We start from the raw sequence: 25497 nt of genomic DNA, 5'->3' as shown, positions 1-25497 counted from the left end.
ATCATCCTTTTATTTCATTAAAATAATCAGATTGGCATGAATTCATGCAGAGTTCACCTTACCTAAAAGATTATGATTACCTTTCAAGAAGTCATCCTGCGCTTGCAGGAATATTGGAACAAGCAGGGCTGTGCCTTGCTTCAGCCTATTGATATGGAGGTTGGAGCCGGAACCTCTCATACCGCAACATTTTTAAGAGCCTTAGGTCCGGAACCGTGGAGAGCCGCCTACGTCCAGCCGTCCCGCAGACCAAAAGATGCACGTTACGGCGAAAATCCAAATCGTCTTCACCAGCATCATCAGTTCCAGGTGGTTTTAAAGCCGTCTCCTACAGACATCGTTGACAGATACTTGGGTTCGCTCAGAGCACTTGGTATCGATACGGAAGTCAACGATATCCGTTTCGTAGAAGATAACTGGGAAAATCCAACTCTTGGCGCATGGGGTTTAGGCTGGGAAGTCTGGATGAACGGCATGGAAGTTACTCAGTTCACCTATTTCCAACAGGTCGGCGGTATTCCTTGCAAACCGATTACAGGTGAAATTACATACGGTTTGGAAAGACTTAGTATGTATCTTCAAAACTGCGACAACGTATTTGATTTGGTTTATACCCGCTGGTCCGACGGAGAGAAAGAACATGTCTTGACCTATGGTGATGTATTCCACCAGAACGAAGTTGAACAAAGTCATTACAACTTTGAAGCCAGCGATCCGGAAAAACTCTTAAAGCAGTTCGATTATTTCGAAAGCGAAGCCAAGCGCCTGATGGACTTGAATTTAGCTTTGCCGGCTTATGAAATGGTTTTGAAGGCCGGACACACTTTCAATCTTTTAGATGCCAGAGGCGCTATCAGCGTTACTGAACGTGCCGCCTATATCGGCAGAATCCGTCAGATCTCCCGCTCTGTGGCTCAAAGTTATTACGATTCCCGCGAACGTTTGGGCTTCCCAATGTGTTCCAAAGAAGGCTAAGAGGTAAAGAAAAATGAACTCCTTATTAGTAGAAATCCAAACAGAGGAGCTCCCTCCGAAGGCTCTGAAAAAATTATCAGATGCTTTTTCTCAGGAAGTCTTTACTCAATTGAAGAAAGCAGACTTTTTGCTGCCGGACTCCAAGATGAAAGCCTTTGGCGCTCCGCGTCGAATTGCCGTTTACATTACTGACGTTTTGGCGGATTCTCCCGATAAACCATTCAGCCAGAGACTGGTTCCAAGCAAGATTGGTATCGGTGCAGACGGAAAGCCTACTGCGGCTCTGATTAAGAAATTAGCAGCTCTCGGTGTACAGGCTGACGTCTCTGAACTTAAGGTCGTCAATGACGGCAAACAAGACCAGCTTTACTATGAGGGTGTGAAGAAAGGCGAGAGCTTGGAAAAAGGCCTCCAAAACGCTCTCGACTATGCGGTAACTCACCTTCCGATTCCAAAGATCATGAGCTATCAGCTGGCTAATGGAGAGACCGTTGAATTTGTTCGTCCGGTAAAGCATTTGCTTGCTCTTTACGGCGATAAAGTATTGAATGTTTCTTTGTTTGGATTGAAAGCCGGAAACCAGACGGCAGGTCATCGCTTCCACACCAAAGATTTGTTGACAATTAACTCTGCGGACACTTATGAAACCCAGCTTGAAGAGCAGGGCAAGGTGATTCCTTCCTTTGAAAAGCGGCAAGACAAAATGGTTGCGGCTTTAAAGAGCGAAGCGGCAAATCTGAATGCACAAATCATCATGCCGGAAGACTTGGTCAATGAAGTCGCTTCCTTGACTGAATGGCCCGTCGTTTATGTCTCTTCATTTGATGAAGATTTCTTGAAAGTTCCGGAAGAATGTTTGATTCTGACAATGCAGCAAAACCAAAAATATTTTGCCTTGCGTGATCAGAACGGCAAACTTATCAATAAATTCTTAGTAGTTTCTCAGATCAATGCCAAAGACGGCGGCGCTGCGATCCAGTCCGGTAATGCGAGAGTTGTCAGAGCCAGACTTGCAGATGCTAAGTTCTTCTTTGAACAGGATCAGCTCGAACGTTTGGATTCTAGAGTTCCCGGCTTGGAACACGTTGTTTATCACAACAAACTGGGTAACCAGCTTCAGCGCAGTGAAAGAATTCAAAACATCGCTGAAAAAGTTGCTGAGAAGCTCGGCGCAAATCCCGAACTTGCAAAACGTGGCGCCAAATTGGCTAAGGCCGATTTGCGTACATTGATGGTCGGTGAGTTCCCTGAGCTCCAGGGTATCATGGGAGAATACTACGCTCTGCATGACAAAGAAGATCCGATCGTAGCCGTTTCCATTAAAGAACACTACTATCCGAGATATGCCGGCGGTGAATTGCCGAGCACTCCCGAAAGCCTTTCCGTGGCATTGGCAGACAAGCTTGACACATTAGCCGGTCTATTCGGTATCGGTCAGATTCCAACCGGAGATAAAGATCCATTTGCATTGAGACGCCATGCTTTAGGTGTTTTGAGGATGTTGATTGAAAAAGATCTTCCGCTAAGCTTGGATGATTTGATTTCTATTGCTGTGGCTGAAGAGCAGAAGATTGACGGCGTTAAAGATGCTTCCCGCGAGCTCAAAGACTTCTTCTATGACCGCCTTAGAGTCATGCTCAAAGAAGAGGGTGCACAAGCTCTTGAAGTGGAAGCCGTGCTTTCCGTAGAACCGAAGTACCTGCGTGAAATCTCTGCACGTCTTAAAGCGTTGCAAGCCTTTAGAAAACTCGAAGAGGCAGCAAGCTTAAGTGCCGCAAACAAGAGAATCGAAAATATCTTGAAGAAGAGCAAAGACAGCATTCCTGAGAGTGTTGACGAAAACCTTCTTGAAGCTCAAGAAGAAAAAGACCTTTATAAGGCTTTGGTTGAAGTTAATAAAGATCTTGAAGGTAAGTTTGAAAAAGGTGAGTATGAGGCTATTCTCCTTGATCTGGCTCCCCTCAAGGCTCCGGTTGATGCCTTCTTCGACAAGGTAATGGTCAATGTGGATGATGAAGCCGTAAGACGCAATCGTCTTGCTTTGCTCAAAGAGCTGCATCGTTCAATGAACCAAGTCGCTAAGCTCTCCTGCTTGGCGTCCTAATTTCTTTTAGAGGTTAATCATGAAGCTGACTGCTTTGGTTCGTTCTATATTGTTTTGGTTCGTCTTTGCAGTCAGCATCTTGATTGCAGGATTCGTTCTTCTTACCGCCTCTCTTTTTTCTTCCAATAAGGAGAAGTGCTACGACATTGTCCGGGGATGGTGCAAATGGATTATTCAAGCCATGGGCAACATCTGTAATGTTAAGTTCAACTTTGAGAATATGGATTCCATTAAAAATATGGGGCCCGTTGTTCTCTTAAGCAAACACCAATCGGGCTGGGAAACTTTGGCCCTCTTTGGTTTTGTTCCCCGCAGAGTTAGTTTCGTCTACAAAAGAGAGCTTCATAAACTTCCGGTTTTCGGCTGGGGTCTGGCCTCCTTAGGAATGCTTAGCATTGACCGCAGTCACGGGAAAGCTGCATTCGAACATATTAAAGAAGAAGCCCCCAAGTATTTTGAAAAAGGCTGGGCTATAGTTCTTTTCCCCGAAGGGACTCGTACAAAACCGGGACAGACTGTTAAATACAAATCCGGCGGTGCAAGAATCGCCATTGATACCGGGACTCCTGTCGTGCCTATTGCTTTGAACTCCGGCAGATGCTGGCCGAAGGGAAGCTTCATTATTTATCCGGGTCATATCCAAGTTATTTTCGGACCTGAAATTCGTCCTGAAGGGAAGACCGTTGCTCAACTTAATGATGAAGTTCAGAATTGGATTGAAACTCAAATGAAGGTCATTGATAAACCTTAATCCTGAAGTCTATGTCCGATATTAGCGATCTAATCGATAAAGATCTGCTCAATCCGAAAAAATTGCTTAAATTCTGGAATGAACTTCGAGAAGAGCAGAAATTCTGGAACTTATTTGATGCGTTTAAAGATGGGAAGATAGATCTTACGGAAGAGGAAGCTCTCTGGGAGGATCTTCATACGGGTATGAGCGGCGAGCCTCTTTCTCCGAGACCGGGAAGGCCGGAACCTGGTCAAAAAAGGAAAGTTCAGCCCAAAAAGAAAGTTCAGAATGGATACAAGAGGACAATACTTTTAAATGGACAGCCTCTTGAATATATTCTGAAAAGGTCAACAAGAAAGACGATTGGCTTAGTTATCTCTGAGGGTGTGTTAACCGTTAAAGCTCCTCATTATGAGCCAATACTCTGGATTGAAAAGGTTATCGAGGGCCACTCAGCTTGGATTGAAAAAAATCTCTGCAAGGCTCCCAATAAAAAGTATGAAAGAATCCGTGAACCGTGGCTTTCTGCTTGGGAGAATAAATGCATCAAAGTTGTTGGCATCCAAGAGCCTGTCAGAATAGAGATCTCTGCCAAGAAGGTGAGGAAGTCTTTTGACGAGTCGACGAACACCTTTTATTTCTTTTCAACGGAAGAAGTTGATCAAGCGATTTTCTACAAGGCTGCTTTAGAGTTTGTGAAGTATTGGGCACGTATTTATTTAACGGACTTGACTCATAAAACAGCTGAAAAGGATGCCTACTTCAAAGAAAGACTTAAAAAGGTCAAACTTTCTTCGGCTGAGACTCGATGGGGTAGTTGTTCTTGCTTAGGCAATGTCAATCTCAACTGGAGATTGGTTTTGACTGAGGAAAGCCTGTGTGAATATGTCATCATTCATGAGCTTTGCCATCTGTACTATTTGGACCATAGTCCAAGCTTCTGGAACAAAGTCCTTGAAAAATGTCCGGACGCGATGGAGCGCAGAGCAAAGCTAAGAACTTTCCACATCTGCGATCCTGTTAAATAGGTTTAGTCCTCATCACAACACCTTTTTAGTTCGATAGATGTCGAAGAAAGTGTAAGGAAAAGGCTGCTCCCCGGTTGAAATGCCGGATGGAGCAACCGAATGAACAATTCAGTTATTCCGGCGTAGCCGAGACGCAATCATTAAGCAGGATGCCTTTGCTCTCCAATAAATTGGTCAAAGCCACAAAAGACGGCATACTGACAGCTTCTGCTCGGGCTCCGGGATCAATGCCGGCTTCTTCTAAAATTTCCGGGCCGAAATATTTGGCAAAGTTGTTCTTCAGCGTTTTTCTCTTCATCGAAAAAGCCTGAGCGGTCACTCGTTCAAATAACTTTTCATTAACCGGAAGCGGAGATTCCAAAGGAATCATTCGCACGACGGAAGAGATGACTTTCGGAGGAGGAGAGAAGGCATCAGGAGGAACGTCAAAAAGCTTGACGATCTTGTATCGGTGCTGAAGCATGACTGACAAACGTCCGAAGGCCTTATGACCCGGTGTGGCTGCCATTCTGTCTACAACCTCTTTTTGAAGCATGAAATGCTGATCAATGACTCTGTCTGCTAATTCCATTAAACGGAAGAGAAGAGGGCTGGAGATGTTGTAGGGAAGATTGCCGACGAGCCTTATTTTTTCACCCGGCTTGATAAGCGCAAAATCAACTTTAAGAACATCAGCCTCTATAAGAGCCAGTGCCTCAGGCTTAAACTTCTTTTGCAGCCACTGGGCTAAATCCTTATCGATTTCGATACAGGTAACGCAACCTGCGTCTCGAATCATCAAGCGTGTAAGAGCTGCCTGTCCAGGGCCAATCTCAACAATATTTTGACCCGGCTGTGCATCAACGGCGGAAGCAATTTTTTCAATCCAGAAATCATCGTGAAGGAAGTTCTGTCCGAAATTCTTTTTAGCCTTGTGGCTTTTTAATACAAGTGCCATAGTAAAAAACGCCTGGTTTTTCCAGGCGCTTCATGTTAATCCTGAGGGCGAGCGATACGTTTATCAACGTAGGCTTGGTCTCTCAGTTGTCTTTCCCAATCCAGAGTCGCTTCATTGATTTTTTGTTCTCTCAGATTGTCTCTGGCTTGACTGCGAAGTCTTTCATTAACGCCTTGCTGTGTACGTCGGTCTGTAACTTGGATCAAGTGATAGCCGAAAGGAGTTTTAATCGGTTCACTGATTTGACCTTTTTGAAGCTTGTTGATTTCTGCTTCCAGTTCCGGAGGAAGGTCGCCTTCATAAATCCAACCTAGATCTCCTCCGCGAGTGCCCGAAGGATCGGCAGAGTGAAGACGGGCCAGGGTCTGAAAATCAGAGTCGCCGCTTTCAATTCTTTCCTTAATCTTCTTCATGCGTTCGACAACAACATTCTCTGGTGTCACGTTTGTGGGACGCATAAAGATTTGGCGAACACGGGTTTGTTTGACGGATTGAACTTCCGCTGCATCTCCCGGATCTCGGCTGCCTAAGACCTTATAAATGTGGAATCCGGATTGCGCACGAAGAGGTACGATATCGCCGGTTTTCGCGTTCTTAAGTGCGTCGAAAAGGGGCGGGGGAAGCGTATTGGCAGTCTTCCATCCCATGTTCCCGCCTTCCATAGCGTCAGGGGAGCGAGAGTATCTGGCAGCGAGCTGACTGAAATTGCCGCCCTTGCGTGCACTTTCCAAAACTTTGTTGGCTGTTCTCTGAGCCTCTTCAAATTGCTCTCCGGAAGGATTTTCCGGGAGGCTGACTACAATTCTCTGCAGATTGTATTGACGGCGTTTCTCAGGTCCGAGTTGATCTTTAATGTACTGATCGACTTCGCTTTCCGGAATCTTCACCATGTCATCAACTTCTCTCTCGCGTAAGCGGTGAGTCAGAAGATCGGCTCTGATTTCTTTTCTAAAGTTATTGAAAGTAATACCGTCAGCCTGCAGTCTTTTTTCTAACTGAGGAACGGTCATGTTATTGTTGGCAGCAATCTGTTCGATAGCCGAGTTCAGCATATTGTCGTCAACACGTACGCCCGTTTCTCTGGCTTTCTGTTCGATGATTCTTTCCAGAATCATTCTTTCCAGAATCTGATCTCTCAGAGCTTCCATCGGCGGCAATGCAATGTTTTGACGGCGCAGATTCAAAGCAGTCTGGTGAACGCGGGACTGCAGTTCCATCTCTGTGACGACATCGTTGTTAACAACGGCGGCTATTCTGTCAACGGGAATAATTTTAGAGGTCGGCTGGGTCTCTTGCTTGGCGGCTTTTTGAGCGGACACCGGTCCGCTGGCTAAAGCAGCTAAAGAAAGGCTGAGAACCAAACTCAGAAGTTTAATTTTCTTCATTGCTGTTTTATTCATAGTAATCATATCTTCCAACTTCTATCGGTCTGGGACTGAGAGGTTGATAGCCGGTAATACTCTGTTGGAGTGCTTCAATCGGGCTTGATCCGAAAGCGCCTAAACCAACGAGCTCTAACTCGAAGAAGAAGTTGGTTGTGGTGCGCCCAGCACTGCGTACGTACCTTTGAATGGCTGAGCGGAAAATCCAACACCCCTCACGATATTCAAGACCAATTAAAGAATCAATGACTTTTTTGTCACGAATTGAGTAGTTGTAACGGCCAAGGGCATACAAGTCTCTGGTGACCGGCCATTGGAACGAGAGGTCAAGCTGCTTGATGTTCGAGTTATAAAAAGCCTCTCTGGTATCAGTCGGATCGTAGTTATAGCGGTAATACAATCCGATATTGCTGTATTTCGCAGGGTTGTAGCGAACACCGGCAGTTGTTTTAGAGAATTTTTTCCACAGAGTGGAGTATTGAACCCCAAGCTCAGCCTTCCAATCTTTAATGAGCGTGAACTCGGTCATGCCGATAATATCGCTCTTGAGGTTTTTCCGATTGATTTCATTCCAGTAAATATCGACTTTTTCGTCGGTAAAGTGGTACCGCTGGCCAACGGTTGCACTGAACCAGTCTTTTCCGGTCTGAGAATCAATAAACCGGGTCGTCAAAGCTGCCGTGAGCTGATTGGCATTTGAAATACGGTCGTAACCGATAAAGCGGTTAGGAGAAAAGAGCTGAGCAAAGTTCAAGTCAGCCAATGACGAATCAAAGTTCGGCAAGTGGTTCTGAGCTCGATAGGGGATGTAAGCATAGTAAAGTCTGGGTTCGAGAGTTTGCTCGGTCTCTCGTCCAAGGACTATAGTATTTCTCTCAAAAACCAATCCGGAATCGAGCGTGAAGATCGGGATGGTTCGATGAGAGTTCTTGTAGATATCTACGTTGCCCGAATTGTACTTACGACCGGTGATGTCACCATACCAAGCCATGCTGTATTCGAAAGACGGAGTTAAGAACCAATAAGAGCCCATCATCGGATAGCTGATGGTGCTGTTGAGCATGACACGGTTTCCGTCTCCGCTTCGAGTTCTTCCAATCGGCTCGCCTCTGTAATTGAAGTTATTTCCATGTCGGAAACGTGTAGCCGTAAAGTTGGAAAGAAGCGAGAAGCCTTTCACGTCGGCGCCATACGCACGGAAATTAAATTCCGGAATTTTTTCGTAAGGCTGTTCCGTCCACTCGTTATCCGGTCTTAAAGTTTGGTTTTTATAAACTCCCAGAGAGGTGCTCCAGTATGTTTTACCATAGCTCAACCAGACATTCTGCGGCAGAACGTCTTCACTAGACTGCCTTAAGTTCGTGGAGAAGTCGGAGATGTAGTTGTCATCGGAGACTCTCTGATAATTTACGCCAAGTCCTACACCGCCCCACAAACGCTGAGTGTGTTTCCAAGCAAGAGAATATCTCTTCTTTTTGGTTTCTCTGTCATGGAACAAAATATCATAATCAAGCTGACCGCCGAAGGTCGGCTGCAAGTACCGGAATTGGTTGCCGAGCATAAAGCCGCGTTTTGACATCGGCTTGAGAACCATGGTGTAGTCATAGTTCGGGGCAATGTTCCAATAATAGGGAATCTCAACATTGAAACCGAACGTGGAGTTTGCACCCATCTTCGGTGTCAAGAAGCCGCTCTTTCTTTTCTCGCCAATCGGGAAAGTAAAGTAAGGTGAGGCAAAAATTGGAACGCCGCCGAGATAGAGACGAGCGTTTCGTCCGTCTGCGGTTTCTTCCTGCTGGTCAATATCGAGCGTAGAAGCTTCAATCCACCATGAGTTATCACCTTCTTTGCAAGTGGTAATCATGGCGTTGCACATCTTCACATTGCCATCGCCAAGTAATTGGACTTCATCAGAGGAGCCTCGGACATTATTAGGCAGATAACGGAATTTAGCATTAGGCATGCTGCCGCTTTCCGCATCAAGACGATAGGTAAGTTCCGGACCCTCGAATACTGTTCCTTGCCGTGCAACTAGAGCATTGCCCTGCGCATACACTTCATCTTTTGAGAAGGTATAAGTAATCTTATCTCCCTTCAGGACAGCTCCTGCTTTTCGGACTTCAGCTTCATCGGTCAGAATAATCTGCTCTTCAGGGATAGAGTGCATCTGATGAGAACGAAGATAAATATTTGTATCATCAGTGTCGGTAGGTGCGTTTACGTCAAGCGAACGCGCCATGTTCAAGTTAATCGGAAGTGCTGTGCCGTAAGCTGAAATTTCAGCATGCACAGCAGAGCCTGCCGCAACAAAAAAGAGGGCGGCAATAGAAGCAGCTACAGGCGTCACTTTCACAACTCTGGTAACAAGTTTTCGCCGTTGAGTAAGTCGAGTCATTAAAATTGCACGGAATTGGGTGGCTAAATTATAAAGGCAATAGTTGTTGTCTTGCTTATTCTGAAAAGAGGTATTTTCTGATGGAATGTCGTGAACAATTAAACAAATGGCTCGCTTTGGTTTCCCCGACTTACGGTCTTCAGCCGGAGACTTTGACTTATGCCTCCTCAGATGCAGGATTCAGACAATATTTCCGTATTCAGGGAACCGGCCGCAGCTACATCATCATGGATTGTCCGAAAGAAAAGCAATCCATGAAAGAGTTCGTCAAGGTTGATAAAATTATGAAGACTGCCGGCCTGAACGTTCCGGAAATTTTTGAGGTCGACTTTGAAGGCGGCTTCATGCTGCTCTCCGACTTAGGAACTAAAACCTATTTGGATGTTTTAGATCACGATAATGCCGACCGGCTCATGGATGATGCAACGACAGCCTTGGTCAAACTTCAGGTTGCCAGCAAACCGGATGTCCTTCCGCCCTACAGCGCCGAGCTTCTAAGAAAAGAAATCAATTTGTTTACCGAATGGTTTTTAGAAAAGCATCTCCATATGGAATTGTCCGAACTCGAGAAAAAGCTTCTGGAGAGAACTTTTGATTTGATCATTGCTAAAAATTTGAGTGAGGCCAAGGTATACGTTCATAGAGACTATATGCCGAGAAATTTGATGCCGGAGCCTGTGGATAACCCTGGTGTTCTGGATTTCCAGGATGCAGTCTACGGGCCTATCAGTTATGACATTGCAAGTCTCTGCCGCGATGCTTTTATTTCTTGGGAAGAACATCAAATCATCGATTGGACGATTCGTTACTGGGATAAAGCAAGAAAAGCAGGACTACCCGTTCCTGCAGATTTCGGAGCCTTCTGGAAAGATGTTGAGTGGATGGGGCTGCAGCGCCATCTGAAGGTGTTGGGTATCTTTTGCCGTTTGTCTTACAGAGACGGTAAAGATAAATACATCGGCGATCTTCCGCGCTTTATCAATTATGTCTCTAAAACTGCCGCCCGTTATGATTCATTAAAACCGCTGGCAAACCTTATGGACAAGATCCAGAATAAAGAAAAGCAAGTAGGTTATACGTTCTGATGAAAGCAATGATCTTAGCCGCAGGCCGAGGTAAACGAATGCGGCATCTAACGGATTCGATGCCGAAGCCGTTAATCAAACTTTGGGGACGCCCTTTGATTGAGTGGCAGATTTTGGCTTTGAAAAAAGCGGGCTTTAAGGACATTGTTATTAATGTTGCCTACTGTGCCGACAAGCTGCTGGAATATCTTGGAGACGGTTCAAAGTACGGGGTAAGGATAACTTTTTCCATAGAAGGATATACTCACGAAGAATCCTTGGAGACTCGAGGCGGAATCGTTAAAGCGTTAGACAAGCTGGTTGAGCAAAACAGAAGTGAGCCTTTCGTTGTCGTATCCGGAGATATCGTCACCGACTTTCCTTATAAGTCTTTAAAAAGCGCAGCAAAGAAAATCTCTGAGGGCCAAGCTAAAGCTCACTTGGTGTTGGTTCCGAACCCTTCTTATCATGAAGGCGGAGATATGGGACTGGAAAAAGGGAAAATTACTCGTCAACAGAAACAATATACCTATGGGAATATTGCTGTTTTCTCTCCTTCAATTTTTAAGGATATTCCAAGTACTAAAACTCCGCTTTTTCCATGGCTTTACGATTTTGTGGATCAGGGGCTGATTACCGGCGAAATTTATGAAGGTAATTGGGCAAATGTCGGAACCCCGGAAGAATTAGAAAAATTTGAAAAGCTGCCTCCGTATTGCTATGAATAATATCCAAGTAGGTTCAGTCAGTATTGCCGGTCAAACAATTCTGGCCCCTATGGCTGGGTTTACCGATCTTCCTTACCGCAAAATTTGCAGACAATGGGGAGCTGCCTATGCAGTTGCTGAAATGGCCGCTTCCAAAGATAACCTTCAGCACACCGCCAAAACTTCTTTCAGGATGAACTTGGATGGAGAACCATCCCCAAGAGGAATTCAGCTGATCGGTTCCGTTCCTGAAGAGCTTGCAAGAGCAGCTAAGAGAGCGGAAAACGCCGGTGCCGACATCGTAGATTTAAATTGCGGCTGTCCGGCCAAGAAGGTGTGCTCGGTAGCATGCGGATCAGCACTTTTAAAAAATCCGGATTTGGTGGAATCCCTTCTTCAAAGTATTGTGAATGCCGTTTCCGTTCCGGTAACCCTCAAGTACAGAATTGGGTGGAGCACATCCGATATTAATGCAGTGGATTTGGGGAAAAGGGCTGAAGACGCAGGAGTAAAAATGCTGGTTCTGCACGGAAGAACCGGGGAGCAAGGCTTCAAAGGACATGCAGAGTATGAAACGATACGGCGTTTAAAACAAGCCGTTTCCATCCCTGTTATCGCCAACGGGGATATTGATGCCGCAGATAAGGCATTGGAAGTGCTTAAAGCCACTGGGGCTGACGGTGTAATGATTGGCAGAGGAGCACTTGGAAATCCTTGGATTTTTAGCCAAATCAATTCTCTGTTATCGGGAACAAGACAATTTATACTTAGCAAAACTCAAATTGAGGAAACAATCATTGGGCATATCCGTTCTCATCATGCCTTTTACGGAGAAGTCCTTGGTCTTAAAACTATTAGAAAACACCTGAATTGGTACCTCAAAAGATTTAATGCGGACGAGAAAGATATTCGTAAAGTTTTATTAGCCGGAAATCCGGACGAACAGATTGATCTGACCCTTCTGTTGCTTGAAAGGTTGGATCTGTCTATTAATCTCTTATGAGGAGTGGTTTTTACATGAAAAAACAAGCATTAATTAGCTGTTCCGATAAGTCAGGTGTGGTCGAGTTCGCAAAAGAACTCTCTAACCTTGGTTATCACATTTTATCTACTGGCGGTACAGCAAAATTGATTGCTGAAGCAGGTATTCCAGTACAAGAAGTTGCTGACTATACCGGTTTCCCAGAAATGTTGGACGGCCGTGTTAAGACATTGAATCCGAAGATTCATGCAGGGCTTCTCGCTCGCCGCTGCGTTCCTGAACATATGCAGGCTCTTGAACAGTTCAAGATTGACCCGATTGATATCGTTGCCGTAAACCTCTATCCGTTTGAACAAGCAATTGCCAATCCAAACTGCACTTTCGAAAACGCTATTGAAAACATTGATATCGGCGGCCCGACAATGATCCGTGCAGCTGCTAAGAATCATGAAAGCGTTGCCGTGATTGTTTCCCCCGGAGACTACAGAAAAGTTATCGAAGAAATCAAAGAAGTCGGCCATGTAACTCCTGAAACCAGACTGGAATTGGCTAAGAAAGTGTTCGTTCATACCGCTCACTACGACGCCATGATCTCTAACTATCTGACAAGCATGAAGGGCTCGGACGTTTCCACACGTACCCGCTTCCCTGAATCTTTGACTCGTCAGTGGGTTAAAGTCCAGGATATGCGCTACGGCGAAAATCCTCATCAGGCAGCCGCTTTCTATAGAGAAAAACACGTTGCTCCGGGACTTCTTGCCGGCTATGACCAGATCCAGGGTAAAGAACTTTCTTACAACAACATCGCTGACTCCGATGCTGCATGGGAGGCTGTCAGAAGTTTTGACACACCGGCTTGCGTTATTATCAAACACGCAAATCCATGCGGTGCAGCCATCGGTGTAGACGCTGCTGAAGCTTATGCAAAAGCCTTCAAGTGCGATCCGACATCCGCATTCGGCGGCATTATCGCCTTCAACTGCAAGGTTGGCCAAGAAGCAGCAGAAGAAGTCTCCAAACAATTTGCTGAAGTTATTATTGCTCCGGAATTCACACCGGAAGCTCTGGAAATCTTCGGCAAGAAGAAGAATCTTCGCTTGTTGATTGTTGCTAACGGCTCCGCCCACAACGATTTCGATATGAAGAGAATCGGCGGCGGACTCTTGGTTCAAACACCGGATAGCCAGACAGTCAAAGAAGAAGATTTGAAGGTGGTAACGGAGCTCCAGCCTACTAGCGCTCAGATTTCCGACATGATGTTTGCTTGGAAGATTGCTAAGTTCATCAAATCCAACACCATCGTCTTCGTGAAGAACGGCATGACTTTAGGTGTAGGGGCCGGTCAGATGAGCCGCGTCGACTCTGCCCGCATCGCATCTATCAAGGCAAAAGAAGCCGGTTTGTCCTTGCAGGGCAGCATTGCGGCTTCCGATGCGTTCTTCCCGTTCAGAGATGGTTTAGATGTAATTATCGATGCCGGTGCTAAGGCTGTTATTCAGCCGGGCGGTTCCATCAGAGACGAAGAAGTTATTGCTGCTGCAAATGAACGCGGAATCACAATGGTATTCACAGGTGAACGCCACTTCCGCCACTAAAATTTGTAGCTAACTAGCACAAAGAGACCATTGAGTAAATCGGTGGTCTCTTTTTCTTAACACTTCTTAACCCAAAATGTCCACAGATATAGGTTTTGTGTAACAAAAAAAATTAATATACTTCAGATTAATTTTGTAAAGAAAATATTCCTACGTGGGGATGAGCAGGAAATAACTATGACAGTTCAAATGTTTAAGAGACGTTTGCTTCTACAGGGAGCAGGGCTGATGGCCGGGCTGGCCGCTTCCGGTTTGGCGTGGGGACAGTTCCAAGTAGATATTCTCGGAGTTGGAGCAAATCAGTTTCCAATCGCAGTTCAACCATTTGAAAATGAGTCTGCTTGTCCGGAAAATATTTCCAAGATCATTTCTAATGACTTGGTACGAAGCGGCGTTTTCCGTTTAGTTGAGGCCGGATCAGCATCCGGAATCGATGTCGAGCCTGATTGGAAGGCTCTGACTGCACAAGGAGCAGATGCAGACGTAGTTGGCAGCATCCAGAAGACAACGGATAACCGCTATGAGATTAAATTCAAACTATTTGATGTGGTTAAAAAGCAGGAAACAGACCAGGCCTCATACGTCTGCCCGGCTGATGATTTGCGTTTAACAGCACACCGCATTGCCGATAGAATCTACGAGAGAATTACCGGAGAAAAAGGCGACTTCGCTACAAGAATAGCTTTCGTACGTCAGGACGGACGGCATATGTTCAATATTATGGTTGCCGACAGCGATGGGCACAATCCTAAAACTGCACTGAAGAGCCGTGAGCCGATTATGTCTATTGCGTGGTCGCCTGACGGCAGAAGAATTGCCTATACCACTTTCGAAACCGGTAAGCCGACTGTTTGGCTTCAAAATCTGACAACCGGCAAGAGACATCAGGTTGCTGCTTTCCGCGGCAACAACAGTGCTCCTGCTTTCAGCCCGGACGGTTCCACCTTAGCAGTGGCTCTTTCTAAAGACGGCGGTACAAAAATCTACTTGCTTAACCCTGAAGGCATGAATCTTCGTCCGTTTACGGAGGGAGATAGTATCGATACTGAGCCGACCTTCTCTCCTGATGGAAAATATATTTATTTCACTAGCGACAGAGGCGGCAACCCGCAGATTTACAGAAAACCTGTGGCAGGCGGTTCAACAGAACGCGTCAGCTTCGGCAATGCCTATGCTGTCAGCCCGACTGTGAGCCCAAAAAATAACGAGATTGCGTATATTGTTAGAGCCGGAGGAAACTTCCAGCTTGTCCAACAAGATCTCTCTACCGGTAACGTAATCCCCCTTTCTCAACTTGGTAAAAACGAATCCCCCAGCTATTCCCCTAACGGAAATATGATTATCTTCGCTACTGACGAAGGAGGTAAGGGAGTGCTCTCGACGGTATCTACCGATGGAAGCTCTCGTTCCCGCTTGTCAGGCTTAAGCGGAGACATTAGAGAACCCGCCTGGGGACCGACCATTCGATAGGAAATTAAAAATGAATCTTCAACGTTTTTCTTTGGCAGCTGCTGCTGTTTTGGCTGCCTTATCTTTAACAGCCTGCTCTAGCATCGATTTAGAGAAGGATAAAGATGCTGCTTCCGTTACAGATGCAACAGAAGTGGAAAGAATGCTCAATGCTAAAGACGGCCCTTTAGCTAAACGCGAAATTTACTTTGATTTTGACAGCTACAGCGTCAGCCCGCAGTACATGCCGATCGTAACTAATCACGCTAAATTCTTGGCCAACAACAAGAATGTTAAAGTTATGCTGGAAGGCAATACTGATGCCCGCGGCAGCCGTGAATACAACTTGGCTTTGGGACAAAAACGTTCTGAAGCCGTTAAACAGCGTATGACATTGATGGGAGTAAATCCTGATCAGGTAGAATCTATCAGTTTCGGTAAAGAACGTCCAAAAGCTTTGGGCGATACTGAAGAAGATTACGCACAGAACCGTCGCGTCGATATTCATTATTTAGTCGGTAACAAATGAGAACTAGCTTACTTGCCTCTTCCTTGATCGTTTTTGCAACTCTTGCCAATCCTGCGCATGCTCTCTTCGGAGATGATGAAGCAAGAAGGGCGATTGTCGAATTACGCGCCCAAATGCAGACCCAGCAGGAAACGCAAATGCGGCTGTACGAGCGCATTGAGTCGCTGACAAAAGAGGTTAAAAACCTCAGAGGTCAGCTCGATGACCTGAAAAATTCCTATGGGAAACAGCAGAACATGGTCGGTGATCTGAATACCAAGATTCAGGAAATGGATCCGAAGGTTCAAGCCAACCAGGCTGCGCAGGATAAAAAGATCCAACAGAGGCAAGAACTCGATAACGCTTTGAAATTGTTGAATCAAAGTGCGTATGCTAAAGCTATCTCCGCATTCAATACTTTCATCCAGAAAAACAGAGGTTCCGAGTTCTATCCGGAAGCTATGTACTGGTTAGGAAGCAGCTACTATGGAAAGGGAGACTTCAAAAAAGCTATCGATACAGAGTCAGCTTTAGTGAAGAACTTCCCTCGCCATGCAAAGGTACCCGAAGCAATGCTGATTATCGGTATGGCTCAAATGGATACTAAGAAAACGGAGGACGCTAAACAAACGTTCCAACAGTTAATCAAGCGTTTCCCGAAGAGCGAAGCCGCGAAGATGGCAAAGAGTCAAATGTAATTGCCGTTAAGCACAAAAGAACAGGACCGTTAAGGTCCTGTTCTCATTTTGAAGGATATTGACTCACCCTCAGCTGTTTTGGCCTTTATTCTAAGCATACAAAGAAAAAAGAGGCCATTATGTCTACCAATAAAACCAATCAGACAGTTCCCCCGCAAACTCCGCCTGTTGCGGGACTGCCTCCGCAAGACAGTGCAACAACCTTAGGAAAAGAGTCCGTGGGTTCATTGTGTTGGTTCTTAGTGCTTTGTATGGTTGCCGGCTTTTTGACGGGTTTGGCAGGAGGATACTTCCAATACTTCCTTTATATGGCCGACAAATACCGTAATCAACTTGCTTCTTGGGCCCATACCGCCGGCACTTTTGAAGGTCTTCTGACATTAATTGCAATTTGCGTCGGCTGCGCCGTTGTCGGAAGATTCTTGGTTCGTTTTGCGCCGACTGCCGGAGGAAGCGGAATTCAATACGTTGAGGCCATGTGGCACAACGAACATGAGCCGGCACGCCTGCCAATCCTTTTTGTAAAATTTTTCGGCGGCCTTTTGACGCTGGGAAGCGGGATGGCACTTGGCCGAGAAGGTCCAACCGTCCAGATGGGGGCTTCCATCGGCGGTACTCTCGGCAGAATCTTCAAGCTGGACTATACCAAGCTGAAGTTTTTAACGATTGCCTCCGCAGGCACCGGTCTGGGAGTGGCTTTCTCCGCACCATTGGGCGGGGCCATGTTTACTTTTGAAGAAGTGACCAAGGATATTAAACCGAGTTTGGTAATTTCTACCATGCTTTGTGTACTTGTAGGCTGTTCTACTTCTATGACAATTCTCGGGGCTCAGCCGGATTATGACGTTATCCAAAGATCTTTTGCTATTCCGAATGTTAAGGAAGTATTTGCCTTGATTTTGTTCGGCATATTTATCGGAGCAATGGGAGTTCTGTACAACAAATCCGTACTGATTCTTTTGAATCTCAACGATTATTTCAAACATGTTCTGCCGGAGGTTAAGGCAGGCATTGTTGGAATCGTGGTTGCTCTGCTTCTTTGGTATGCGCCTTACTTAGCAGGCGGCGGTGATAATTTGGGTCAGGATATGCTGAATTACGCCTATCCTATCCAGATTGTATTGATCTTTGGTCTTATTCGTTGGATCTTTGCACCGCTTTGCTATTCAACAGGGGTGCCCGGCGGATTGTTTTCTCCCTTGCTTCTCATGGGCGGGATTTTAGGCCATGTGTTTGCTTGGGCTCTTGGATTAGTAGGGATAGAGGTCAGTCCATTGGCCTTCTGTGCGGTCGGTATGAGCGCATTTTTCGGGGCGACAATTCGTGCGCCCTTTACCGGGGTGCTCTTGATTCTGGAAATGACCGCTTGCTGGGATCTGACGTTGGCTATGATCGGCGCCAGTGCGGTAGCTTTCTTTACCGCTAAGTGCTTGAAGGATCTGCCGATTTACACGGCTTTGAGACTTAGAATTCCTGAGGTTAAACAACTTCAGAAAGAAGGAAAACAAGTGCTGTTTGGGTAAGAACAAACAAATTGTTGCCTTATGAGCGTTTATCTTAAGGTTAAAGAGATAAACTCTAGCTGAACGAGAGTATAAAAGGGCGGGGCTCGTCTCCGCCCGAATCTATTTTTTTCTTTTTGGAGAAATTTGTTATGGCTCAGCCCTTAGAAGGAGTCAATGTTTTAAGAAATCCTTACGTTAATGAAGGAACTGCCTTCAGTAAAGAAGCTAGGGAAAAATTAAAACTCCGCGGTCTTTTACCGCCCAGAATTTTGACAATCGAGCTTCAAGCCAAAAGATTTATGGAAAGAGTGAGAGAGACGGATGACAACTTGGTCAAATATGAACTCCTCGATTCTTTACGCCATAGAAATCGTACGCTTTACTTCTATGTGTTAATCAATCACATCGAAGAATTAATGCCAATCGTCTACACACCAACAGTGGGCAAAGCCTGTATGGACTATGACCATATTTTCCGTAATACCGACGGTCTATATGTTTCCATCGAAGATAAAGGGCAAGTTGCTGAACTTGTCAGCAATTGTCCGCAGGAAAATGTTGACATTATTGTCGTTACCGACGGTGAAAGAATTTTAGGTCTCGGAGACCTGGGTACCGGCGGTATGGGTATTCCAAAAGGAAAGCTTTCCCTCTACACAGCTTGTGCCGGTATCCATCCGGAACGTTCTCTGCCTGTTTGCATTGACGTTGGCACAAACAATCCTGCATTGCTCAAAGATCCTCTGTATCTTGGTCTGCAACATCCCAGAGTTGACGGAGACGCATACTACGAACTCTTAGAAGAATTTATTTTGGCCGTTCGCAAACGTTGGCCGGGTGTATTAATTCAGTTCGAAGACTTTGCTAACCGCCACGCATTTAAACTCCTTGAAATTTGGAGAGACAAGGTTACTTGCTTTAATGATGATATCCAAGGCACAGCTTCCGTTACTGTCTCCGGATTCATGTCTGCAACAAAAGCCAAAGGAACAAAGGTTTCCGACGAAAAGATTTTGTTCTTAGGCGCCGGTGAAGCCGCTCTCGGCTGCTCTAATTTACTTGTTCAGGCAATGATTGCCGAAGGTTTGACGGAACAGCAGGCAAGAGACAGAATCTTCCTCTTTGATTCTAAGGGCCTTGTTGTTTCTTCAAGAGACAACTTGTCTCATGACAAAGCACTTTATGCCAAAGATGTGGAACCTTGCACAACTTTCTTGGATGCAATTGAAACCGTTAAGCCGACAGCTATCGTAGGTTTGGCCGCTCAGTCCGGTGCCTTCAACGCATATGTATTAGGCGCAATGGCAAGATTGAATGAACGTCCTATCATCTTTGCTTTGTCTAACCCGACATCCAAAGCAGAGTGCACAGCACGTGAAGCTTATACGTATACAGAAGGACGTTGTCTCTTTGCTTGCGGCAGCCCCTTCCCTCCGGTTGAATTAAACGGCAAGACTTTTGTTCCTCGTCAAGGCAACAACAGCTACGTCTTCCCGGGAATCGGCTTGGGAGCCTTGTACACTAAAGCCAGTTTAATTCCTGACGGCGTGTTCTTGGCAGCTGCTCGTGCATTGACTGAAACTGTTACAGACGAAGATTTGGCTAACGGAAGCCTCTTCCCGTCTTTGACAGAAGTTCGTTCAGTATCTCGTCATATCGCACAGAGAGTTGCTGAATATTGCTTAGAAAGCGGTATCGCCCAGATCGAAAAACCTGCTGATTTGACGGCTGCTTTGGAAGACTACATGTACAAACCTAAGTACCTTGACTAGTCTTCTCTAAAGGTTTTTGAAAAACTGCTGAGTCTTCGGAGTTCTGAATCTCAGCAGTTTTTCTTTTAGGAATAAAAAATCCCGCAGAACAAAACGCTGCGGGATTTTTACGAAGAAGGATTAAGAACTCAGCCTACTTTTCAACGATGCGGATATCTTCGTGCGCGGCTTTCTTTTCCTTCTGAAGCCTCTTTTCTTCTAAGAACTCTTCGCCCACCTTGATAGCTTCGTCCATGTCTCCGACAAGATACTTGCCTAGTGTCTTGGTCATGCCAAGACGTTCCATTTGTTTAAGAGGATGGCCGTTCGCACCGGCAATAACCAAAATCTTTCCGTGAGCCAAAAGGTTCTTCTGGAATTTCTCAATAATATCGAGAGCGCTGTTATCGATAGAGAGAAGATCCGTGAAATTGAAGATAATGACGTCCGGAGAATGAGGATCAATGATGTGCTTCGGATCCGTCACGATTTCCAGTTTGGAAACTGAGCCGAAGAACAATGCGCCTTCCATAACCCAGGCTTCAATGCCGTAGGAGGCATTAAACGGCAGATGCAGAGGAAGCACGCGCGTCAGGGTGTTCATTCTGTAAAGGAAGAACACTGCAGCTGTCATCAGACCAACTTCTACGGCAACGGTCAAGTCGAAGATGACTGTTAGGAAGAAGGTTGCCAAAAGAGTAGCCTTGTAGGACATAGTGAATTGTCTGAGTCGGATAAACTCGTGCCAATTTCCCATGTTAAAGGCCATGAAGAGAAGGATGGCAGATAAGCAGGCTAAAGGTACGTTAGAAGCCAACGGAGCTGCAACAAGGACAATAATCAGCAAGGTGATACTGTGAACCATGCCTGCGACAGGAGAGACCGCACCGCTCTTAATGTTGGTAACGGTACGGGCAATTGTGCCGGTAGAAGGCAAACCGCCGATAAACGGCACGATACAGTTTGCAATGCCTTGTCCCATCAATTCTTGATTAGGATCATGACGCTCATCTGTCATCGCATCGGCTACGCGGGCACAGAGAAGAGATTCAATGGCGCCGAGCAGTGCCAGTGTCAAAGCAGGTCCGATAAGCTGATTAAAGGAGGTCCAAGAGACTTCAGGCAATTGGAGTTTGGGAAGACCCTGAGGAATGCCTCCGAACTTGGAACCGATAGTCTCCACGGGAAGGTCCATGAACGTCACTGCAGAAGTCATGATGATTAGCACAATGACGGTACTGGGGATTCGTGCCATCCAGCGTTTCCAAGGGGCACCTCCCTGGGTCCAGCTTCTCGGCCAAAGGAAAACAATAATTAAAGAAAGAAGACCGATGCCGACGGCGTATGGATTAACGGTTGAAATTGCTCCGTATAAAGTGGAGATTTGACTGAAAAAGTCAGCCGGCATTTTAGCGATATCAAGGCCGAGAAAATCCTTGACCTGTGATAAGCCGATAAGAACCGCAATACCGTTGGTAAAGCCGATAACAATGGATACGGGAATGAAGCGAATAAAACTTCCTATCTTCAGCAGCCCCATAATAAATAGGAAGATGCCGGAGATAAAAGTTGCCGCTAAAAGACCGCCTACGCCGAACTGAGCAATGATGCCGTAGACAATAACGATGAAGGCACCTGCCGGACCTCCGATCTGCACTTTGCAGCCGCCGAGCAAGGAAATTAAGAATCCTGCCACAATGGCCGTATAAATACCCGCTTCAGGAGTCATGCCGGAGGCAATGGCAAAAGCCATGGCAAGCGGAAGAGCAACCACACCTACCGTCAGACCTGCAGACAGGTCACTGGTAAATTTGTTAACGGAATAATCTTTAAGAATATTAAAAGAGGCAGGGTGGAAAGTTGCTAGCGGAAAGCGATGCAAAGCATCCACAATATGCTGACGTGCAGTCATTTCTAAATTTCGTTGGCAAGTGAAGATTGAAGTTTTGAGAGTGTATCCCTCAAAAATAGAAAAACTCTAACTTTCGGTAGAAATAACAGGTTTTTGACCGAAAGTTAGAGTCAATTAGGTGATTTTACTAGTGCAAACGCATGCCCGGTTTAGCACCGCAATCAGGGTTTAACAGATACAAGCCGGAGGTCTTCTCACTGCCGTCAGAAGCAGAAAGAAGCATTCCTTCAGAAAACTGACCCATCATTTTGCGAGGTTCAAGGTTAGCAACAATGACCGTCAATTTACCGATTAAGTCTTCGGGTTTATAGAAATTGGCAATACCGGAGAAAATGTTTCTTGTTTTTCCTTCGCCTACATCCACTGTCAGCTGAAGGAGTTTCTTGCTCTTTTCAACTTTAGTGCAGTTGACGATTTTTGCTACACGCAAATCTAATTTAGCGAAATCGTCAAAGGTGATATTGGGCTGTAGGGGTTCAAAGACGAATTCATCTTTGTTTTCATCGGAGACTGCCTCTTTAGCTTTTTCTTCAGCTTTTGCTTTGTTAGCAGGGTTGCTGAGTTCAAATAATTGTGTGAGCTGGTCGGGAGTCGCACGCGTCATCAAATGCTTGAATGGCTTGATGTGAGTTTCGGCATTTAATGAATTTTGGACGGTTTCCCAGTTCAGGTCGCAGCAGCCGAGGAAGTCTTCAACCTGAGAAGCAGTTCTCGGAAGAACAGGCTTCAAATACAAAGTCAGAAGACGGAAAGCTTCCAAGACGATAGAGCATACGGCATGAAGCTTAGCGCGGTTCTCTTCGCTCTTTGCTAATTCCCACGGTTTTTGACTGTCAACGTATTCATTGACTTTATCGGCAAGTTCCATGACTTTTCTCATGGCCTTGTTATATTCTCTGGCCTCATAGAAATCTCTAATGGCGTTCGAGAAGGACTTCACATCGCTGACGAGGTCGCTGTCAGTAATCGCATCAGCATCGACTTTGCCGTCGAATCTCTTGAGGATAAAACCGGCGGAGCGGCTGGCAATGTTTACATACTTGCCGACCAAGTCGGTGTTGGCTCTTTGGATGAAGTCTTCGGGATTGAAATCGATATCTTCAACCTTAGAGTTGAGTTTGTAGGCCAGATAATAACGGAGCCATTCCGGATCCATACCTAAATTCAGATAGGCGATAGGATCAAGGCCGGTTCCGCGGCTCTTACTCATCTTTCTGTTGTAAACGGTTAAGAAACCGTGGCACCAAACATGATCCGGGGTCTTGAAGGGCTTGCCGGAAAATTGAAGCATTGCCGGCCAGAAGAGAGTATGGAAGTAGGCAATGTCTTTTCCGATAATGTGGATCTGTTCAGTTGTGGAAGTTTCTAACAAGGCTTGGAAGTTAATTCCTTTTAATTCGCAATAGGCTTTTAAGCTTGCGAGGTAGCCGATAGGGGCGTCGAGCCAAACATAGAAATATTTGCCCGGTGCATCAGGAATTTCGATGCCGAAATAGGGAGCATCACGGCTGATGTCCCAATCAGAGAGATCGCCGTCTTTTCCAAGCCATTCTTCTGTCTTAGCGATAATTTGCGGCTGCAGTCTTAACGATCCGTCGGCAGCAACTCCCTTGGTCCAATCTCTCAAGAACTCTACGCATTTTGGATCGGAGAGCTTAAAGAAGTAGTGAGTACTTTTCCTTAATTCAGGTTTTGCTCCGGAAAGAGCCGAATAGGGTTCAATGAGTTCGGTCGGAGCATATACTGCACCGCAGACTTCGCAAGAATCCCCGTATTGATCTTCGGCACCGCACTTAGGACATTTGCCTTTAATGAAGCGGTCAGCCAAAAACATCTTCTTTTCCGGATCGTAGAACTGTTCAATATCCTTTGTATAGATCAAACCGGCGTCTTTGAGGCGATGATAAATTTCGCAAGAAAGTTCGGTATTTTCTTTGCTGTCTGTGGAGTGCCAGTGATCAAACTTGATGTAAAAACCGTCAATGTACTGTTTGCGGCCTTCGGAAATTTTCTTAACGAAAGCTTCCGGAGAGATGCCTAATTTTTGGGCAGAAATCATGATTGGCGCACCATGTGCATCATCGGCACCTACAAAGTGGACAGTGTTGTCGCCCATGCGTTGATGACGGACCCAAATGTCAGCTTGAATGTACTCAACAATGTGGCCCATGTGAAAATTACCGTTCGCATATGGGAGAGCGGTAGTCAGGAATATGGTGCGTTTACTCATGTTTAAAGTTCTGCTAAAGATTTAGTTAACGTGAAACTCTTAATTTTACTCTTTCTGGCAGAGCTTCTTCTTGCTGCGATCAGCTGACCAACAGAAAATCAGGCACATTGAGTAATTCTCTTTTTGAGCATTGAACTTCAGTCTTACTTTTGCGGCCGAAGTCTCATTTGAAGCGCTGGGTTTCATAGAATATGTCACAACTTTTTTTGATCCGTTTTGAAACAATCAATTAGGGTATCTCTTTGGTCGTGAGGTAAACTTAACAGATCTTTTTCAGAACTAATAACTGGAGTTCTACATGGACGAAAAAATTGAACAAAAAGTTCGCCATCTTTTGAAGGAAGTAGTTGATCCAAACACCGGAAAAGATTTGGTGGCTTCCAAGTCAGTTAAGAAAATTGAAGATGTCGACGATAAGTTAAAAATTTTAATCGACCTTGACTACCCCGCAAAAACACAAATTCCCGTTGTCAAGAATCTTGTTGAAGCAAAATTGGCAGAGAATCATATTGAAGCTGATGTTGAAGTTAAACAGAACATCATCGCTCATCAAGTTCAGAGAGGCGTAAAGGTATTTGATAACGTCAGAAACGTTATCGCTGTCTCCTCCGGCAAAGGCGGAGTGGGCAAGAGCACCGTTGCAGCTAACTTAGCGCTGGCTCTTCAGGCAGAAGGTGCAAAAGTCGGTTTGTTGGATGCTGATATCTACGGTCCGAGCCAGCCGACTATGCTTGGTCTTAAAGGCGGTGCAGTTACAAAAGACGGCAAGACTCTTGAACCGTTAGACGGTCATGGTTTGCAGGTTGCTTCTATCGGAGTACTCATTGATCCGGACGAGCCGATGATTTGGAGAGGTCCTCTTGCGGTTTCAGCTCTTCAACAGTTGATTAAGCAGACAAACTGGCACGATCTCGACTATTTGATTGTAGATATGCCGCCGGGAACAGGCGATATTCAGCTTTCTCTTTCTCAGGAAGTGCCTTTGACCGGCGCTATCGTGGTCACAACTCCTCAGGACATCGCTTTAATGGATGCCAAGAAGGGTTTGGTCATGTTTGAAAAGGTCAATGTTCCAATTCTCGGTATTATTGAAAATATGGCTACTCATATCTGCAGCAAGTGCGGACATGAAGAACATATCTTCGGTGAGGGCGGAGCTAAGAAGATGGCTGAGCAATACGGCGTCAAATTTTTGGGCGAAATTCCTTTGGACATCAATATCCGCCTCAGCATGGACAAGGGTGAGCCGATTGTTGAAGCTGCACCTGACAGTAAGGTTGCTCAAGTTTATAAAGAAATCGCTAGAAAGGTCGGTGTTCTTGTTTCTGAAAGAAATAAAGACTATTCCGCTAAGATGCCTTCCATCAAGGTTTCTAACGACTAATCTTCATAATTAAAAAAAGCGGCCGAGGCCGCTTTTTGTGTGCTCGGCATGAGTGCAATCTAAAGGGTGAAAGTCCCGAGCTCGCCCGCTAGTGGGAAGAGCTAGCGAATCTGCAAGGTGTGTGCAGTGATGTACAGGCTGAAAGAAGCAGATAGCAA

At 45.6% G+C, this 25497-nt stretch carries 19 protein-coding genes; 14 read left to right on the top strand and 5 right to left on the bottom strand.

Translation table 11 applies throughout. The features are described from left to right. The first annotated feature begins 72 nt into the window (after positions 1-72). From glyQ to ADH67_RS10630, 4 genes are read left to right on the top strand one after another with little or no spacing between them, the layout of a single operon-like run. Positions 73-975, top strand: coding sequence for a glycine--tRNA ligase subunit alpha (glyQ, locus tag ADH67_RS10645; protein WP_066594076.1), 903 nt, complete (start codon positions 73-75; stop codon positions 973-975). A 13-nt stretch (positions 976-988) separates the two neighbouring features. Next, the gene (glyS, locus tag ADH67_RS10640; protein WP_066594075.1) at positions 989-3079 is read left to right on the top strand and encodes a glycine--tRNA ligase subunit beta; all 2091 of its coding nucleotides are present in this window, start codon (positions 989-991) and stop codon (positions 3077-3079) included. 19 nt (positions 3080-3098) lie between these two features. After that, complete coding sequence (locus ADH67_RS10635) at positions 3099-3830, top strand: lysophospholipid acyltransferase family protein (protein WP_066594073.1); 732 nt, start codon at positions 3099-3101, stop codon at positions 3828-3830. 11 nt (positions 3831-3841) lie between these two features. Next, on the top strand, positions 3842-4840 hold the full coding sequence (locus ADH67_RS10630) for a M48 family metallopeptidase (RefSeq protein ID WP_066594071.1): 999 nt from the start codon (positions 3842-3844) through the stop codon (positions 4838-4840). Between the two features lie 112 nt (positions 4841-4952). Here the strand turns inward: ADH67_RS10630 and rsmA are convergent, their stop codons facing one another. Genes rsmA through ADH67_RS10615 form a run of 3 tightly spaced genes read right to left on the bottom strand, consistent with a single transcriptional unit; the run spans position 4953 to position 9554 of the window. Continuing rightward, complete coding sequence (gene rsmA, locus ADH67_RS10625) at positions 4953-5777, bottom strand: 16S rRNA (adenine(1518)-N(6)/adenine(1519)-N(6))-dimethyltransferase RsmA (protein WP_066594069.1); 825 nt, start codon at positions 5775-5777, stop codon at positions 4953-4955. A gap of 35 nt (positions 5778-5812) precedes the next feature. Next, positions 5813-7186, bottom strand: a complete 1374-nt coding sequence (locus ADH67_RS10620) for a peptidylprolyl isomerase (RefSeq protein ID WP_236578561.1) — start codon at positions 7184-7186, stop codon at positions 5813-5815. Further along, the gene (locus tag ADH67_RS10615) at positions 7170-9554 is read right to left on the bottom strand and encodes an LPS-assembly protein LptD (RefSeq protein WP_084081519.1); all 2385 of its coding nucleotides are present in this window, start codon (positions 9552-9554) and stop codon (positions 7170-7172) included. The genes ADH67_RS10620 and ADH67_RS10615 overlap by 17 nt, the downstream gene beginning before the upstream one ends. 80 nt (positions 9555-9634) lie before the next feature. On the opposite strand from ADH67_RS10615, the gene ADH67_RS10610 reads away from it, so the two are divergent. From ADH67_RS10610 to maeA, 9 genes are all read left to right on the top strand, one after another. Then, complete coding sequence (locus ADH67_RS10610; RefSeq protein WP_066594066.1) at positions 9635-10639, top strand: aminoglycoside phosphotransferase family protein; 1005 nt, start codon at positions 9635-9637, stop codon at positions 10637-10639. Continuing rightward, entirely contained in the window at positions 10639-11346 is a 708-nt protein-coding gene (gene murU, locus ADH67_RS10605) for an N-acetylmuramate alpha-1-phosphate uridylyltransferase MurU (protein WP_066594064.1), read from the top strand. Before ADH67_RS10610 ends, murU begins: the two co-directional genes overlap by 1 nt. Next, positions 11339-12328 carry a tRNA dihydrouridine synthase DusB gene (gene dusB, locus ADH67_RS10600; RefSeq protein WP_089275754.1) on the top strand — a complete coding sequence of 330 codons (990 nt, stop codon included), beginning with the start codon at positions 11339-11341 and terminating at the stop codon, positions 12326-12328. Before murU ends, dusB begins: the two co-directional genes overlap by 8 nt. A gap of 14 nt (positions 12329-12342) precedes the next feature. Continuing rightward, complete coding sequence (gene purH, locus ADH67_RS10595; protein ID WP_066594062.1) at positions 12343-13902, top strand: bifunctional phosphoribosylaminoimidazolecarboxamide formyltransferase/IMP cyclohydrolase; 1560 nt, start codon at positions 12343-12345, stop codon at positions 13900-13902. Between the two features lie 177 nt (positions 13903-14079). Continuing rightward, a complete protein-coding gene (tolB, locus tag ADH67_RS10590; protein ID WP_066594060.1) occupies positions 14080-15372 on the top strand; it encodes a Tol-Pal system beta propeller repeat protein TolB in 1293 nt (430 codons plus the stop codon). 10 nt (positions 15373-15382) lie between these two features. After that, a complete protein-coding gene (gene pal, locus ADH67_RS10585; RefSeq protein ID WP_066594058.1) occupies positions 15383-15880 on the top strand; it encodes a peptidoglycan-associated lipoprotein Pal in 498 nt (165 codons plus the stop codon). Then, positions 15877-16557, top strand: coding sequence for a tol-pal system protein YbgF (ybgF, locus tag ADH67_RS10580; RefSeq protein WP_066594056.1), 681 nt, complete (start codon positions 15877-15879; stop codon positions 16555-16557). The genes pal and ybgF overlap by 4 nt, the downstream gene beginning before the upstream one ends. A 119-nt stretch (positions 16558-16676) precedes the next feature. Next, on the top strand, positions 16677-18080 hold the full coding sequence (locus tag ADH67_RS10575) for a ClC family H(+)/Cl(-) exchange transporter (protein ID WP_236578559.1): 1404 nt from the start codon (positions 16677-16679) through the stop codon (positions 18078-18080). A 131-nt stretch (positions 18081-18211) separates the two neighbouring features. After that, positions 18212-19834 (top strand): NAD-dependent malic enzyme, encoded by a 1623-nt coding sequence (gene maeA / locus ADH67_RS10570; protein ID WP_066594054.1) that lies wholly within the window; start codon positions 18212-18214, stop codon positions 19832-19834. A 133-nt stretch (positions 19835-19967) separates the two neighbouring features. Here the strand turns inward: maeA and ADH67_RS10565 are convergent, their stop codons facing one another. Both ADH67_RS10565 and metG read right to left on the bottom strand, forming a co-directional pair. Then, the gene (locus ADH67_RS10565) at positions 19968-21725 is read right to left on the bottom strand and encodes a SulP family inorganic anion transporter (protein ID WP_066594053.1); all 1758 of its coding nucleotides are present in this window, start codon (positions 21723-21725) and stop codon (positions 19968-19970) included. A 127-nt stretch (positions 21726-21852) separates the two neighbouring features. Beyond that, on the bottom strand, positions 21853-23955 hold the full coding sequence (gene metG / locus ADH67_RS10560; protein ID WP_066594051.1) for a methionine--tRNA ligase: 2103 nt from the start codon (positions 23953-23955) through the stop codon (positions 21853-21855). 298 nt (positions 23956-24253) lie between these two features. On the opposite strand from metG, the gene apbC reads away from it, so the two are divergent. After that, positions 24254-25339, top strand: a complete 1086-nt coding sequence (gene apbC, locus ADH67_RS10550) for an iron-sulfur cluster carrier protein ApbC (protein ID WP_066594047.1) — start codon at positions 24254-24256, stop codon at positions 25337-25339. Positions 25340-25497: the final 158 nt, after the last annotated feature.

It is taken from the genome of Turicimonas muris (genome assembly GCF_002221595.1).
In the GTDB taxonomy this organism is placed as follows: domain Bacteria; phylum Pseudomonadota; class Gammaproteobacteria; order Burkholderiales; family Burkholderiaceae_F; genus Turicimonas; species Turicimonas muris.
The sequence above is the reverse complement of the archived record's forward strand: the minus strand, read 5'-3'. Positions and strand labels throughout refer to the sequence as shown.

Coding starts and splice junctions, on each gene's coding strand:
- tolB (WP_066594060.1), top strand. CDS start 14,080: ATGACAGTTCAAATGTTTAAGAGACGTTTGCTTCTACAGGGAGCAGGG.
- ADH67_RS10630 (WP_066594071.1), top strand. CDS start 3,842: ATGTCCGATATTAGCGATCTAATCGATAAAGATCTGCTCAATCCGAAA.
- murU (WP_066594064.1), top strand. CDS start 10,639: ATGAAAGCAATGATCTTAGCCGCAGGCCGAGGTAAACGAATGCGGCAT.
- ybgF (WP_066594056.1), top strand. CDS start 15,877: ATGAGAACTAGCTTACTTGCCTCTTCCTTGATCGTTTTTGCAACTCTT.
- rsmA (WP_066594069.1), bottom strand. CDS start 5,777: ATGGCACTTGTATTAAAAAGCCACAAGGCTAAAAAGAATTTCGGACAG.
- ADH67_RS10635 (WP_066594073.1), top strand. CDS start 3,099: ATGAAGCTGACTGCTTTGGTTCGTTCTATATTGTTTTGGTTCGTCTTT.
- apbC (WP_066594047.1), top strand. CDS start 24,254: ATGGACGAAAAAATTGAACAAAAAGTTCGCCATCTTTTGAAGGAAGTA.
- maeA (WP_066594054.1), top strand. CDS start 18,212: ATGGCTCAGCCCTTAGAAGGAGTCAATGTTTTAAGAAATCCTTACGTT.
- glyQ (WP_066594076.1), top strand. CDS start 73: ATGATTACCTTTCAAGAAGTCATCCTGCGCTTGCAGGAATATTGGAAC.
- glyS (WP_066594075.1), top strand. CDS start 989: ATGAACTCCTTATTAGTAGAAATCCAAACAGAGGAGCTCCCTCCGAAG.
- ADH67_RS10565 (WP_066594053.1), bottom strand. CDS start 21,725: ATGACTGCACGTCAGCATATTGTGGATGCTTTGCATCGCTTTCCGCTA.
- ADH67_RS10610 (WP_066594066.1), top strand. CDS start 9,635: ATGGAATGTCGTGAACAATTAAACAAATGGCTCGCTTTGGTTTCCCCG.
- metG (WP_066594051.1), bottom strand. CDS start 23,955: ATGAGTAAACGCACCATATTCCTGACTACCGCTCTCCCATATGCGAAC.
- dusB (WP_089275754.1), top strand. CDS start 11,339: ATGAATAATATCCAAGTAGGTTCAGTCAGTATTGCCGGTCAAACAATT.
- purH (WP_066594062.1), top strand. CDS start 12,343: ATGAAAAAACAAGCATTAATTAGCTGTTCCGATAAGTCAGGTGTGGTC.
- pal (WP_066594058.1), top strand. CDS start 15,383: ATGAATCTTCAACGTTTTTCTTTGGCAGCTGCTGCTGTTTTGGCTGCC.
- ADH67_RS10615 (WP_084081519.1), bottom strand. CDS start 9,554: ATGACTCGACTTACTCAACGGCGAAAACTTGTTACCAGAGTTGTGAAA.
- ADH67_RS10575 (WP_236578559.1), top strand. CDS start 16,677: ATGTCTACCAATAAAACCAATCAGACAGTTCCCCCGCAAACTCCGCCT.
- ADH67_RS10620 (WP_236578561.1), bottom strand. CDS start 7,186: ATGATTACTATGAATAAAACAGCAATGAAGAAAATTAAACTTCTGAGT.